General features: G+C 46.9%; 15 protein-coding genes. All 15 read right to left on the bottom strand.

What is annotated here, in order from left to right; translation table 11 throughout:
• Window positions 1-82: 82 nt before the first annotated feature.
• The 15 genes from rnhB to rpsB all read right to left on the bottom strand — a co-directional run bounded on the left by rnhB (window position 83) and on the right by rpsB (window position 14,937).
• Window positions 83-703: a ribonuclease HII gene (rnhB, locus tag DN599_RS16170; protein WP_110458623.1), complete on the bottom strand. Its 621-nt coding sequence runs from the start codon at window positions 701-703 to the stop codon at window positions 83-85.
• 1 nt (window position 704) lies between these two features.
• Window positions 705-1,853 carry a lipid-A-disaccharide synthase gene (gene lpxB / locus DN599_RS16165; protein ID WP_110458622.1) on the bottom strand — a complete coding sequence of 383 codons (1,149 nt, stop codon included), beginning with the start codon at window positions 1,851-1,853 and terminating at the stop codon, window positions 705-707.
• A 213-nt stretch (window positions 1,854-2,066) separates the two neighbouring features.
• Window positions 2,067-2,834 carry an acyl-ACP--UDP-N-acetylglucosamine O-acyltransferase gene (gene lpxA, locus DN599_RS16160; RefSeq protein WP_110458621.1) on the bottom strand — a complete coding sequence of 256 codons (768 nt, stop codon included), beginning with the start codon at window positions 2,832-2,834 and terminating at the stop codon, window positions 2,067-2,069.
• A complete protein-coding gene (fabZ, locus tag DN599_RS16155) occupies window positions 2,831-3,292 on the bottom strand; it encodes a 3-hydroxyacyl-ACP dehydratase FabZ (RefSeq protein ID WP_110458620.1) in 462 nt (153 codons plus the stop codon). Before fabZ ends, lpxA begins: the two co-directional genes overlap by 4 nt.
• A gap of 30 nt (window positions 3,293-3,322) precedes the next feature.
• On the bottom strand, window positions 3,323-4,348 hold the full coding sequence (gene lpxD, locus DN599_RS16150) for a UDP-3-O-(3-hydroxymyristoyl)glucosamine N-acyltransferase (RefSeq protein WP_110458619.1): 1,026 nt from the start codon (window positions 4,346-4,348) through the stop codon (window positions 3,323-3,325).
• Window positions 4,349-4,354: 6 nt separating this feature from the next.
• On the bottom strand, window positions 4,355-4,849 hold the full coding sequence (locus DN599_RS16145) for an OmpH/Skp family outer membrane protein (RefSeq protein ID WP_110458618.1): 495 nt from the start codon (window positions 4,847-4,849) through the stop codon (window positions 4,355-4,357).
• A 68-nt stretch (window positions 4,850-4,917) separates the two neighbouring features.
• The gene (bamA, locus tag DN599_RS16140) at window positions 4,918-7,401 is read right to left on the bottom strand and encodes an outer membrane protein assembly factor BamA (protein WP_110458617.1); all 2,484 of its coding nucleotides are present in this window, start codon (window positions 7,399-7,401) and stop codon (window positions 4,918-4,920) included.
• A gap of 31 nt (window positions 7,402-7,432) precedes the next feature.
• The gene (gene rseP / locus DN599_RS16135; protein WP_110458616.1) at window positions 7,433-8,794 is read right to left on the bottom strand and encodes a sigma E protease regulator RseP; all 1,362 of its coding nucleotides are present in this window, start codon (window positions 8,792-8,794) and stop codon (window positions 7,433-7,435) included.
• Between the two features lie 12 nt (window positions 8,795-8,806).
• Window positions 8,807-10,000 carry a 1-deoxy-D-xylulose-5-phosphate reductoisomerase gene (ispC, locus tag DN599_RS16130; RefSeq protein ID WP_110458615.1) on the bottom strand — a complete coding sequence of 398 codons (1,194 nt, stop codon included), beginning with the start codon at window positions 9,998-10,000 and terminating at the stop codon, window positions 8,807-8,809.
• 2 nt (window positions 10,001-10,002) lie between these two features.
• Entirely contained in the window at window positions 10,003-10,860 is an 858-nt protein-coding gene (locus DN599_RS16125; protein ID WP_110458614.1) for a phosphatidate cytidylyltransferase, read from the bottom strand.
• An 18-nt stretch (window positions 10,861-10,878) separates the two neighbouring features.
• On the bottom strand, window positions 10,879-11,673 hold the full coding sequence (gene uppS, locus DN599_RS16120; RefSeq protein ID WP_110458613.1) for a polyprenyl diphosphate synthase: 795 nt from the start codon (window positions 11,671-11,673) through the stop codon (window positions 10,879-10,881).
• Window positions 11,674-11,754: 81 nt separating this feature from the next.
• Complete coding sequence (frr, locus tag DN599_RS16115) at window positions 11,755-12,312, bottom strand: ribosome recycling factor (RefSeq protein WP_110458612.1); 558 nt, start codon at window positions 12,310-12,312, stop codon at window positions 11,755-11,757.
• Window positions 12,313-12,360: 48 nt separating this feature from the next.
• A complete protein-coding gene (pyrH, locus tag DN599_RS16110) occupies window positions 12,361-13,107 on the bottom strand; it encodes a UMP kinase (RefSeq protein ID WP_110458611.1) in 747 nt (248 codons plus the stop codon).
• Window positions 13,108-13,240: 133 nt separating this feature from the next.
• Window positions 13,241-14,089, bottom strand: a complete 849-nt coding sequence (gene tsf / locus DN599_RS16105) for a translation elongation factor Ts (protein WP_110458610.1) — start codon at window positions 14,087-14,089, stop codon at window positions 13,241-13,243.
• A gap of 119 nt (window positions 14,090-14,208) precedes the next feature.
• Entirely contained in the window at window positions 14,209-14,937 is a 729-nt protein-coding gene (gene rpsB, locus DN599_RS16100; RefSeq protein WP_110458609.1) for a 30S ribosomal protein S2, read from the bottom strand.
• Between the last annotated feature and the right edge of the window lie 126 nt (window positions 14,938-15,063).

Below are 15,063 nucleotides of genomic sequence, written 5' to 3'. Positions count from 1 at the left end.
ATTGAGATTAACAGACTGAGATTAACACATAGCGAAACACAGCGTCACCCTTTCAGCTCGGCTTTGCCTATGCTGATAAGGATTAATCATCCCGCGATAAACGTGCCTGTACGGGGCGAAAACTCTTACGGTGTTCGGCTAATACGCCATGTTGTTCTAGCGCCTCAAAATGCGCTTTTGTCGGGTAGCCCTTATGCTTGGCAAAACCAAATTGTGGGTATCTGGCATCGAGCGCGTCCATCTCTTGATCTCGCACCACTTTAGCAATGATCGATGCGGCGCTGATGCCAGCGATCAGGCCATCGCCTTTGATCACCGCATGGCTTTCAATACCAAAGTCAGGCACACGATTACCATCGACCAGTATCCGCTCGGGGCAAGCCTTAAGACCGGCCACCGCGCGCTGCATTGCCAGCATAGTGGCGTGCAAAATATTAAGCTCATCTATCTCAGCAGGACTGGCACGCCCCACACTGACATCGAGGGCTTTTTGGTTAATCTCGGCAAACAAGGCTAAGCGTTTTTTTTCTGACAATTTTTTCGAGTCATTCAGCCCAGCGATAGGATTATTAGGGTCGAGTACCACGGCCGCGGTGACGACATCTCCTACTAGAGGTCCGCGCCCCACCTCATCGACACCGGCGTAAAACCCTTGGCACAACAGGCTGATTTGCGCTTGCGTGATCTCTTTAAAGGTCGCCATATTATGCCTCCTCAATTAACGCGACCACCGCATCGGCGGCCCGCTGACTGGCATTACATTTGAGTTGTTGATGCAAGGTGGCAAAACGCTTCATTAACGGACGATGATCGCTATCGAGTTGTTGCGCTACCGCATCGGCAATCTTCTGCGCGGTGCAGTCGGCTTGGATCAACTCAGGAATAATGTTCTCACCAGCCAATAGATTAGGCAGTGAGTAACTGTCTATCTGCATCATACGTTTGGCAATGCTATAGGTGATCGGACTCACGCGATACGCCACCACCATCGGCCGTTTAACCAACATGGCTTCTAACGTCGCCGTGCCTGACGCCAGTAAAATGGCATCCGCAGCCGCCATCACCACCCGCGACTGTCCTTCAACCATATGAATCGCCAAATCGGGAGCAAATTGTTCAAGCGCCGCCTCAAATTGGGCGCGGCGTTTGGCATTAACCAGCGGCGTGATGAACTTAAGATCGGGATAACGTTGTCGTAGCAGCAATGCCGCTTTGACAAAAGGCTCTGCCAACTGCTTGAGTTCGCCAGCGCGTGAGCCCGGCAATAAGGCTAAGTATTCATCTTCGGCATCTAACCCCAGCTGAGCTCGGGCTGCTGCTTTATCATTCTCCATAGGAATGTCGTCGGCTAAGGTGTGACCGACGAAAGTGCACGGCACCTGATGTTTATCATAAAACGCCTTTTCAAACGGCAACAACGACAGCACCATGTTGGTTGCTTTGGCAATTTTAAAGATACGCTTAGGCCGCCATGCCCACACAGATGGGCTGACATAATGCACGGTTTTAATGCCACGCTGCTTAAGCTTTAACTCGAAGCCGATATTGAAATCGGGCGCATCGATACCGATAAAACAATCGGGTGACAAGGCGGAGATTTCATCGATGAGGGTTTTACGTACCTTAAGCAACCGAGGCAGGCGCGACAAGACTTCCACTATCCCCATCACCGCTAACTCTTCGAATGAGAACAGCGACTCAAATCCCAATTCGTCCATCTGTGGACCACCAATGCCGACAAAACGCGCGTCAGGATAACGCTGCTTTAGGGCGCGGATTAACCCCGCGCCTAAGATGTCCCCAGACAGTTCGCCTGCGACCATGGCAAATATTTTTTGTCTACGTTCAGTCATAACCCGATTCTTATCCGTTGTTTCCGACTTACGATTAATCACATTAACTCAATGATTATTCATTGATACCTGCAATGGGTCGATACCATTGACACCAGAGTAACAGCCTATTTTAACCATCAGGCCTAGCTCCATAATTAATGCGATTGATATTAATTTTATTCATAAAAAAAAGCCCGTCTAAACGAGCTTTTGATTTCCAAGACCAGTGGCTTAACGAATAATGCCTCGACTGGAATTGGCGATGAAATCAGTAAATAGCTTCACTTGCTCATCTTGGGACTCTTCACCCAATGCGGCAATGGCTTCATCGACCGTCAGCCCTTTACGGTACACTGTTTTATAAGCTCGACGCACCGCAAGTTGGCTCTCTTTAGAGAAGCCACGACGCTTGAGCCCTTCGGCGTTAAGACCACGCGGTATCGCAGGCTGGCCAGAAGCCATCACAAACGGAGGCACATCTTGCAAAATAAGTGAGCTACCCGCGGTAAAAGCATGAGCGCCAATATGCACAAACTGATGCACACCCGTCATACCACCTAAAATGACCCAATCACCGACATGAACATGACCTGCAATCGAGGCATTGTTAGCCATGATCACATTATTGCCAACCACACAGTCATGGGCAATATGCACGTAGGCCATAAACAGGTTGTTAGAGCCAATAACGGTTTCGCCCTTGTCTTGAATCGTGCCGCGATGAATGGTCACCGATTCACGGATCACATTATTATCGCCGATAATTAAGCGCGTGGGTTCGCCCGCGTACTTTTTATCTTGGCAATCTTCACCCACAGAGGCGAACTGGAAAATGCGATTGCCTTTGCCCATCACTGTCGGGCCTTTGACCACAACATGAGAACTCAGGTGGCAATCGTCACCAATTTCGACATCGGCACCAATATAGGTCCATGGGCCTATGGTTACATTGTTGCCAATTTTGGCATCGGGATGTACAAACGCTAAATCATCAATCACTGACTAATCTCTCTACGGGCACACATAATCTCGGCAGAACAAACTAGTTCGCCATCGACCTTTGCTTCACCGGTAAACACCCCTATCCCGCGGCGTTCTTTAATCATTTTCACTTCAAAATGCAGTTGATCGCCTGGCTCAACCACACGCTTAAAACGTGCTTTGTCGATACCCGCGAAATAGTAGAGTGCATCATTTGATGGTTCGTCACTCATGGTCTTAAATGCCAATAAACCAGTGGCTTGCGCCATCGCTTCGAGGATCAACACGCCTGGCATCACAGGTTGAACGGGAAAATGGCCCTGAAAAAACGGCTCATTAATAGTGACATTTTTGATCGCGTGTAGTGTTTCGCCTGGGGTAAAGTCGAGGACTCTATCGATCAATAAAAACGGATATCTATGGGGTAAAAACTTTAGGATCTCTTTGATATCCATTGTGTTTAATTGATTTGACACTCAATAATTTCCTTAGCTGCCAAGGGGCACTTAATCTTCTATTTTAACGTTTTTTTCTAACTTTTTCACGCGTTGGAACAGTTCATCTAGCTGTCTAAACCTCACGGTATTTCGACGCCACACCTTATTTTCCATCGCTACAGTAGCCGAGGAGTATACACCAGGCTCCCTGATAACACTCGTAACGTTTGTACCACCTGATACATGGGTGCCGTCGGCAATGGATAAATGCCCTGCCACCGCGCTACAGCCACCAATGATACAATACTTACCTATGGTGACACTACCGGCAAAAGTTGACCCACCGGCAAGGGCACTGTTTTCTCCGATAACCACATTATGGGCAATTTGCACTTGGTTATCGATGATCACCCCGTCATGGATGATGGTATGATCCAACGCCCCACGGTCAATACTGGTACAGGCACCAATTTCAACTCGATCACCAATGCGCACGCCACCGGTTTGCGGAATGCGGATCCACTGACCGCGTTCATTGGCATAGCCAAAACCGTCAGATCCCAGTACGGTTCCTGAATGGACAATACAATCCTGTCCAAGGTGTACATTGTGGTACACAGTCACATTGGGCCATAAAATCGTATTGGAGCCGATGATAACATCTTGCCCAATAACACATCCCGCGCCTACCTGTACCCGCTCACCCAAAATCACATTGGGGCCAATAACGGCATTCGCGCCAACCGCAACACCTTCGCCTATGGTGGCACTGGCATCAATCACCGCACTTGGGTGTATCGCTTCGGCGGCTTTAGGTGTCGAATCGAGTAACTGTGCTACCCTTGCAAACCCCACATAAGGATCGGCCAGCACGATGGCGTTACCGTTATAATCTGCCGCCATTTTGGGCGACAACAATACCGCCGATGCCGCTGTTCCGGCTAACTGCTGCTGATATTTAGGATTGGCTAAAAAAGAGATCTCACCCTTTTGCGCTTTTTCGAGGGTGGCAACTCGGTTAATTTTAACCGTGTCGTCACCTTGTACCGCAGCATTTAAGTAAACAGCGATCTCTTTTAATGTATAGCTTTTCATTAATCGTTAGCCTTTGCTCAACGCTTCAACAACTTTACTGCTGATATCTGAAGTGGGCTTAACATAGATAGCAGCACCACGCTGCAGTACAACATCATATTGCTCTTTTTCCGCAATGGCGGTGATCGCTTTTTGTACTTCCACTAACAGTTTATTTTGCTCTTCACCGTTACGACGACGCATGTCCTCATCTAAAGCTTTACCTTTTAGTTGTAGCTCGGCTTTGAGTGATTCCATCTTGCGCAACATATCGGTTTTTTGGCTCTCGCTCATTAGCGCGGCATCACGCTGCTGCTTCTCAAGCATGCCACGCAACTCGTCTTGCATCTTTTGCACATTAGCCACACGATCGCCAAATTCCGTTTTGAGTGTTTTACTCACGGCTTCGCGCTGCGGTAACTGCTCAAAGACCGCTTGCATATCTACCACGGCAATTTTCTCTGCTTGTGCAGCAATTGGTGCACCTAACAGAACCAAAACCATCATTGCGCGATTAAACATCTTATTCAAAATAAACTCCTTGTTGTCAGCAAAACTTGCCGATTATTTTTATTTAAATTAGTTCTAACTTAGAAAGTTTTACCAATGTTGAACGAGAAAATCTCAGTTTCATCATCTTCATATTCTGTGATTGGCCACGCAAGGCTAAATACCATTGGCCCCATTGGCGACAACCACTGAACACTCATACCCGCTGACGCACGAATGCGAGAAGGATCTGAGTAATCTGCCAGCTCGGTAAACTCTTCAGCTGGCAAGCCGCGATATGAATCATAATCAAATTCAGTATCCCAGACGTTACCTGCATCGACAAAGAAGCTAGTGCGCACAGAGTTAGTATAGGCTTCGTCCAAGAAAGGCGTCGGCACAATAAGCTCAACACTGGCAGTCGCGATGGCATTACCACCGATAGAGCGACCTTGGCTCACTTCGATGCGATTTGGATCGCCAGGCAAGGTACAACCATCACCTGATGGATCTGGTGAACACGGCTCACTGCCACGATACAAGTAGAATGAACGTGGGCCAACAGAGTTCGACTTAAAGCCACGTAGTGAGCTGCTACCACCAGAGTAGTAGTTTTCCCAGAACGGTAAAATCTGATCGTTATCACCAAACTGGCCATACCCATTACCGTAGCCTACACGCGCCTTAGTTAATAACACGAAGCTATGGCTACGGTTAAAAGGCCAGTAGAAGCTGGTGTCAAAGTCGGTTTTAAAGTATTGCAGATCCGAGCCTGGAACCGTCATCTTACCGCTTAAGCGCTGTGATGAACCGTCTGTTGGGAAGGTGCCGCGGTTCAACGTACTGCGATACCAGCCAAGATTTAACTCGAAGTTATTGAATGACAGGTCAGCATTTGGGTCATCTTGGTCACGATAGATATTATAGAATCGCAGCGCCTGTTCATAGGCTGAGATCTCTGAAATACTGTTATGACGGAAACCAATACCACCGTTAATACGATTATATTCGTTGATTGGGAAGCCCGAGTTCAGGGCGACACCGTAAGAGCTGTTTTTATAACGCTCAAGGTTAGCCTCTTGCGCATCAAACTCGTTCCAGAAGATGCTACCACCTAAGCTCACGCCATCCTTGGTAAAATAGGGATCGGTATAAGATAAATTTATATTCTTAGAATATTTGTTGGTATTTAAGTTAATTCCAGCCTGATTACCAGTACCGAGGAAGTTACTTTGCTGAACACCAAACTGCAAGCTGATGCCTGACTCTGTACCATAACCCACGCCCGCGTTAAATGAGCCAGAAGGCTGCTCTTTAACATTGAAGGCGACATCAACCAAATCATCGGTACCAGGTACTTGAACCGTTTGAGTATCCACAGTTTCGAAATAACCTAGACGATTAAGGCGTGCTTTAGATTGTTCTACTTGTGCGGCATTTAACCATGCCCCTTCCATCTGGCGTAATTCACGGCGCAGTACTTCATCTTTAGTGACTTGGTTACCCGTGAAGTTAATATTACGCACATAAACCCGTTTACCCGGCTTAATATTGACATTGAGAGTCACCTCTTTGGTGTCATCATTAATTTCAGGGTAGGTTTTTACTTCAGGATAGGCATAACCAAAACGACCAAGATATTTACCATACATCTCTTCGGTAAAGGTCACATCGCCACCATTGTAGGTATCACCCACTTTGATTGGCAAAATGGCCTCCATCACAGCTTCACGGCCCATAAGGTCACCGGTGAGATTGACCTCTTTCACTTTGTACTGCTCACCTTCATCGACGTTAATCGTGATGTACAGTCCTTTGCGATCTGGGGTCATCGCAACCTGAGTCGAGGTCACATCGAAGCGAATATACCCCCGGTTATGGTAGAAGGTTTTGATGGTTTCAAGGTCGGCTTGCAATTTTTGCTTTTGGTAGCGGCGCTCACCAAACAAGTCCCACCAAGCCACATAATCTTTTAATTCCAGCATGCCGATCAGTTCGGCGTCACTAAACACTGTGTTACCCACTACGTTTATCTGGCGGATTTCAGCAGCTAACCCTTCGGTAAACTTAAACTTAAGTTCGACACGGTTACGCGGTAAGTTGATCACCTGCGCTTCGACTTTAGCGCCGTATTTACCCACGCCGTAATAAAAGTCTTGCAGGCTTTTTTCAATCCCGCTGAGCATGGTGCGGTCTAATGACTCACCGACTTTAACATCGCTGCCATCGAGACTCTCTTGCAGTTGCTCATCTTTAATGTCTTTGTTGCCTTCGAAAGTCACGGCGCTAATGGTCGGACGTTCTTTGACCGTCACCACAAGAACATTGCCATCGCGACCGACTTCAATATGTTCGAAGTTGGTCGACGCGTATAAGCTTTTAATCGCTTGCTGCAGACGCGTTTCATCGACGGTATCACCCACCTTAATGGGGATATTGAGTAGTGCAGCACCTAGTGCAACACGTTGTAAACCTTGTACTTGGATGTCTGTAACTTCAAAAGGCTGGAATGTTTCGGCCCAACCGTTCCCTGATAAAGACGCACCGACTAATAACATCGAGGCAAAAATTTTATTCAATCTCATAGAGCACTTCTAATTATGTGTGTGTCCTTGCTCAGAGTCGGGAAAAATCGTTGAAAAGGGCGATACTCATCAACATTAGCAGCATAGCTGCCCCAAATCTGAATCCAATTTCCTGTACCTTCTCTGGTACAGGCCTGCCTGTGATCACTTCGATGAAGTAATATAACAGATGCCCACCATCCAGCACGGGTAAAGGCAATAAGTTAATAATGCCTAAATTGACGCTGATTAATGCTAGGAATCCTAAAAAGTAAACTAAGCCATAAGTGGCACTACTTCCCGCACCTTGTGCGATTGAAATAGGCCCACTCAGGTTTTTCACCGACACATCGCCAGTAAATAATTTGCCAATCATCTTAATGCTGACTGACACAAGTTGCCACGTTTTATCCGCCGCAACCACAAAAGATTCACCTAAACCATATTCTAACTGTAAACGCATCTCTTCTGGCCATGGTGCTTGAGTGGGGGCAACACCTATCACCCCCTCTATTTGACCATTCTCACCAGTGCGTGATTTTGGCGTCACGGCAAGCTGAAGTGGTTTACCATCACGTTGCACGGTTATCTTGACTGTCTTACCCGCTGCCGCTTTTATTTGTTCGACAAACCCATCCCACTGGCTATAGCGCTGGCCATCGATAGCAACCAAGATATCACCGCCCCTTAGCCCCGCGGCATAAGCCGCACCATCTTCGCTAACAAAGGCCAAGGTTGGGCTCACTTCTGGGCGATAAATGCCTAACCCCAGCGAGGTGATTGGCGATTGTTTTTCTGGGTCAAATTGCCACTGACGGGTGTCGAGGCGATAAGTACGCTCTTGGCCCATCAAGCCTGATAGTGGCGCCAAGGTGATATCGATATTATCATCACCAATATGCCCAACCAAGGCATAAGTCACCTCCTCCCAGTTACGGACAGCTTGATCGCCAACGGCAATCACTTGCTGCGGTTGTTTAACCTCAATCACTGCGGCAGGCGTATTAGGCTGGGTGGTTTCAATCACTGGTTTTAATGACGGCACACCAATGAGGTACATGATGTACAACGCAAATATGGCAAAGATAAAGTTAGCCATCGGACCTGCGCCAACAATGGCAATGCGCTGCCAGACTGACTTACGATTAAAGGCTTGAGATTTTAATGCTTCTGGCACATCGTCAACACGCTCATCAAGCATTTTCACGTAACCACCAAGGGGGATCATCGCGACCACATACTCGGTGCCATCGGCCCCTACTTTACGCCAAATCGCTTTTCCAAAACCGATAGAGAAGCGTTCCACTTTAACGCCGCAGCGACGTGCAACCCAAAAGTGGCCATATTCATGGGCCGTGATTAATATGCCTAAAGCAATAATAAAGGAACCTAGGTTCCATAAAAAATCTAGCATTGAGCTCCTTCTTTACTGCTGCACACGTTTAACATGTTCAGCAGCCACTCGGCGAGTTTGATAATCTAACGCCAAAATATCTTCAATCGTATTTAAATTTTGCTTCGCCACCTTGGTTAAGCAAAATTCATTGATATGAGCAATATCGGTAAACCTAATGTTGCCCGCCAGAAACGCGTCGACCGATATCTCATTGGCAGCGTTAAGCACAGTGGTGGCTTCTTGTCCTTGCTCGCAGGCATCAATGGCTAATGCTAAGCAAGGGAACCGGTTAAAATCGGGTTCAAGAAAGCTTAACTGTCCGACTTTGAAAAAATCTAAAGGTTCAACTCCGGCTGAAATTCTTTGTGGGTAGGCCATACAATGTGCAATAGGCGTGCGCATATCGGGGTTCCCCATCTGTGCCAGTACCGAGCCATCTTTATATTGCACCATAGAGTGAATGACACTTTGGGGATGTACCACAACTTTGAGCTGCTCTTTACTGGCATTAAACAACCAACGCGCCTCTATATATTCCAGCCCTTTATTCATCATGCTAGCCGAATCGACAGAGATTTTACGCCCCATCGACCAGTTGGGATGTTTACAAGCTTGATCTGGCGTCATGTGCTGCAAAGAAGCGAGCTCGGCATTAAGAAACGGGCCACCCGAACCGGTTAGCAAAATATGTGATATACCAGCATCGGCAAGTTGGCATACGCCGATTTGCTGCTGCACCTCAAAGGGTAAACATTGAAAAATCGCATTATGCTCACTGTCTACTGGCAGCACTTGTGCGCCGGAGGTTTGCATCTGATCGATAAACAAACGCCCGGACATCACCAATGATTCTTTATTGGCCAGCAACACTCGTTTACCCGCTTTAACCGCCGCTAAGGTTGAGGGCAACCCTGCCGCGCCCACAATCGCCGCCATCACGGTATCGACCTCACTTGCGGCAACTAAATCGAGCAGTTCATCTTCACCGCTGGAGACTCTAGTGCGCAGTGACGCGGGCAGTTTTTCGGCTAAGGTTTTTGCGGCATCGGCATCGACCATGTGCGCCACGTAAGGCTCATGGGTGATGCATAACGCTAGCATCTTGTCGACGCTACGATTTGCCACTAGGGCATGAACCTCATAATCAGCCGGATTACGCTCAATCACACTGAGCGTGCTAGCACCAATTGAGCCCGTGGCCCCAAGAATCACCATTTTTTGCATGGTTACATCCAAAATGCGATATAAATGAGTGTGAACACTGGCAGCGCAGCGGTGAGACTATCAATTCTGTCGAGCACCCCCCCGTGGCCTGGCAAGATAGTACCTGAGTCTTTGATATCCGCGACACGCTTAAACATACTTTCAGACAGATCGCCCACTGCAGACACTAAGGCAACAAACAAGGTGACCACAATCACCAAGCCTAATTCTTGTTCGGGTGACAGCAACATCACAACTGCGACAACAATCATAGTGGTCAGCAAGCCACCAATGAGCCCTTCGACCGTCTTGGCAGGACTGACATTAGGCATTAATTTATGTTTACCTAAGGTTTTACCCGCAAAGTAAGCGCCAGAATCGGTTGCCCAAACGGTCAACATCACCAAGAAAACCAAGGTCCCGCCATAATAGGGATCAGCCTGTGAACTTAATGCCTTAAGCGCAACTAATGCAGTAAAACAGGGGATTAATGTTAACTGGCCAAACATCGACTTAAACATGTGGCTCTTAGCCCACAGGGTCGAACTTTTAGGATATGACAATATGAAGAGTAAAGAGATGGCCCACCAACATGCACCAATCACCATAATCGCCAGAAAGATGGGGTGCAAATGGCCTTTAAACCACACCTCATCACTAGGCACAAACAGATTAAGCGCCACCAATAAAATACCGATAGTCAGCGTGAAACTCCACTGGGTGATGTTACAGCGCTTATCGATAATTCGGCCCCACTCTTTAGCAGCGATTAAAAACACTGCCACCAGTGCCCATGAAAAATACTCCACAGGGAAAAAGAATATGGCCCCCATCACTAATGGGATTAACCATACTGCTGTTATTATTCTATGCTTTAGCAAAACTTTCCCTCTTATAATTTATTGCTCAGCCTGTAGCGTCTCAATTTGCGTGCCCGTTAATCCAAAACGGCGCTGACGCGAAGCAAATACCGCGACGGCTTCTTTAAAGGCTTGCTCGTCAAAGTCGGGCCAAAGCACCTCAGTAAAGACTAACTCTGCATAAGCTGCCTGCCAGAGTACAAAGTTACTAATGCGAAAATCTCCACCCGTGCGGATCATTAAATCAACTTCCGGCTGATTTTGCATGCATAAATGCTGACTTAACGCCTCTTCAGTGAACTGACTGCTGCTCATTTCGCCAGATTCAACCTTTTGGGCTAAGGTTTGGGCCGCTTGCATGATGTCCCAACGACCACCGTAGTTGGCGGCGACGTTTAAGATTAAACCGTCATTATCGGCAGTTTGTGCCATTGCCGAAGCAATTTGCTTTTGCAACCGAGGAGAAAAACGACTGATATCGCCAATGATATTAAGGCGCACACCATTGTTATGAAGTCGCTTTAACTCCCGTTGTAACACGGTAAAAAACAGTTCCATCAACAAACTAACTTCTTTATCGGGCCGACGCCAATTCTCACTGGAAAATGCAAACAAGGTCAATGAACCGACGCCCATTTCACGTGCGGTACTCACCGCTCGACGGACGGCCTTTACCCCAGCTTTATGCCCAATCACCCTCGGCTTACCTTGGGCTTGCGCCCAACGCCCATTGCCATCCATGATAATAGCAACGTGCTTAGGTATAGACAGCTTAATCAGCTCAGCGAGTGTTTCATCAGCTAACTCTGAGCCAGATTGAGATTCGATCGACATCTATTACAACCCTTAAAAATAGCAAACGCCGTGTAGTATACCCCTACACGGCGTGTTAACTCTAGTGACTAAGGCAGCAGATTAGACTTCCATCAACTCTGCTTCTTTTGCCGCCAAAATTTCATCGATCATTTTAATGTGCGCATCGGTAAACTTCTGAATTTCATCTTCGCTGCGACGTACATCATCTTCGGTACATTCTTTTTCTTTCTCTAATGCTTTCACATCTGAGTTGGCATCACGACGCACGTTACGGACCGCAATACGACCGTTTTCAGCTTCAGCACGAACCACTTTAATCAGATCTTTACGACGCTCTTCAGTCAATGCTGGCAGCGGAATGCGGATAGTGGTACCGGCAGACATAGGGTTAAGCCCCAAATCTGAACTCATGATAGCCTTCTCTACCGCTGCTATCATAGTTGAGTCAAAAACGCTGACCGCTAGGGTTCTTGAATCTTCAATCGATACGTTACCCACTTGCTTTAGCGGCGTTAGTGAACCGTAATAAGGTACCTTGATAGAATCAAGTAGGCTCGGATGTGCACGACCTGTACGCACTTTAGCCATTTGTGCTTTAGTCGCTTCAACACATTTACCCATGCGCAGTTTCGCATCTTCTTTGATTTCATTAATCACGTTTAATATCCTTTTTGCTTACTAAATTTACGTTAGTATAAATCGTATTTATTCGGCTGATTTTACGCGGCTACTTTTGATCATGGTGCCTTCATGGTCACCCATAATAACACGGCGCAGCGCACCAGGCTTATTCATATTGAACACTAAAATTGGCATGTCGTGATCTCTTGCCAGTGTAAATGCAGCAAGATCCATCACTTTTAATTCTTTGTCTAGTACTTCGTCGTAACCCATTTCATCATATTTAACGGCTTCAGGGTTCTTCACTGGGTCATCAGAATAGACGCCATCGACTTTGGTACCCTTAAGCACGACTTCGGCTTCAATCTCAATACCGCGCAAACACGCTGCAGAGTCTGTGGTACAAAATGGATTACCAGTACCGGCCGCAAAAATCACTACTCGACCCGATTTAAGCAAGCTAATCGCTTCAGCCCAGTTATAATCGTCACACACACCTTTAAGCGGTATCGCTGACATCAGGCGCGCATTAACATAGGCACGGTGCAAGGCATCACGCATTGCCAAGCCATTCATCACTGTGGCCAACATGCCCATGTGGTCACCAACGACACGGTTCATACCGGCTTGCGCTAGCCCTTCACCACGGAACAGGTTACCACCACCGATCACAACACCAACTTGAATACCAAGCTCAACCAACTCCTTAACCTCTTGTGCCATACGATCGAGTACTTTAGGGTCGATACCAAAGCCTTCTTCGCCCATCAGGGCTTCGCCACTCAGTTTAAGAAGAATACGTCGAAAAGCGGGTTTGGGGTTTGTGCTCATAGTTATTTGTCCTGATAAATGCTGGTGGGTATGTTACCAATTATATCGAAAAAAATGCAGGCTGTGACAATCTAATTGGCATAATAAAACCGCAGCGATTGCTGCGGTTTTTAGAGTATCAAAAAAGCGGCGATTACGCCTTAGAAGCAGCGATTTGTGCAGCTACTTCAGCAGCAAAATCTTCTTCTTTCTTCGCGATACCTTCACCAACTTCTAAACGAATGAAGTTTGTCACAGTAGCGCCTTTCTCTTTAAGAATCTCACCAACCGTTTTCTTTGGTTCCATGATGAAAGCTTGACCAGTAAGAGATACTTCACCGGTGAACTTCTTCATACGACCAGCAACCATCTTCTCAGCGATCTCTTGAGGCTTGCCTTCATTCATCGCGATTTCGATTTGGACGGCTCTTTCTTTCTCAACCACATCAGCTGGAACGTCTTCTGGGTGCACATACTCAGGCTTAGAAGCTGCTACGTGCATTGCGATGTGCTTAAGTGTTTCTTCGTCAGCTTCACCCGTTACAACAACACCGATACGCTCACCGTGACGGTATGTAGCAACGTTAGTACCATCGATGTACTCAACGCGACGTACGTTGATGTTTTCACCGATTTTAGCCACTAGTGCAACACGCGTTTCTTCGAACTGTGCTTTTAGGTCTTCAACAGTTACTTTAGATGCAGCTGCAACGTCAAGTACTGCATTAGCGAATGCTAGGAAGTTACCGTCTTTTGCAACGAAGTCAGTTTGACAGTTAACTTCTAAAAGTGCAGTGAAACCTTCGCCTTGCTTGATAAGGATAGTACCTTCAGCAGCGATGTTACCCGCTTTCTTAGCAGCCTTAGCAGCACCGCTCTTACGCATGTTTTCAATCGCTAGCTCAATGTCACCATTGGTTTCAGTTAGCGCTTTTTTACAATCCATCATGCCAGCGCCAGTGCGCTCACGTAGTTCTTTAACTTGGGCAGCAGTAATTGCCATTGTTAAATCCTCTATAGGTAAATCTACAAATCAAATGATATAAAACAGGGGCCTTAGGGGCCCCTGTTCACCAATCATATATCTTGGTTAATAAGGGCGATGAAATTCATCTCGCCTTATTATTCAGCTTCTACGAAACCGTCTTGTTCAGCTTGAACCGCTAGGTCTTGACCGCGACCAGCTTTAGCAGCTGCAGCAACTGACTCAGTGTACAGACGGATAGAACGCATAGCATCATCGTTACCAGGAACGATGTAGGTGATGCCGTCTGGTGAAGAGTTAGTATCTACAACAGCAACAACTGGGATACCTAGGTTGTTAGCTTCTTTAATTGCGATGTGCTCATGGTCAGCACCGATAACGAAAATAACGTCAGGTAGACCGCCCATGTTCTTGATACCACCAAGAGACTTTTCTAGTTTCTCAAGCTCGCGAGTACGCATTAGCGCCTCTTTCTTAGTTAGCTTGTCGAAAGTGCCATCGATTGACTGGCTTTCTAGATCTTTTAGACGCTTGATTGATTGACGAACTGTTTTCCAGTTAGTCAACATACCACCTAACCAGCGGTTATCAACATAGTACTGATCACAAGAAATTGCTGCTTCTTTGATAGCTTCGCTTGCAGCGCGCTTAGTACCTACGAAAAGAACTTTCCCTTTCTTAGATGCTACGTTGCTGATGAACGCTAATGCTTCATTGAACATAGGCACAGTGTGCTCTAGGTTAATGATGTGAACACCATTACGAGCACCGAAGATGAAAGGCTTCATCTTTGGATTCCAGTAACGAGTTTGGTGACCGAAGTGAACACCGGCTTGAAGCATGTCGCGCATTGAAACTGTAGTCATTTTATTACCTTAAAATTGGGGGTTAGACCTCCACGCATCCCATATCTCCGACCTTTTTATAGGCACCCCGGAGAACGTGTCGATACGTGTGTGATTTAGTATTTAGTAATTGCCATGTATAATGGC

The organism is Shewanella algidipiscicola (assembly GCF_900380485.1).
GTDB lineage: Bacteria > Pseudomonadota > Gammaproteobacteria > Enterobacterales > Shewanellaceae > Shewanella > Shewanella algidipiscicola.
This window is presented reverse-complemented; position numbering and strand designations above follow the sequence as displayed.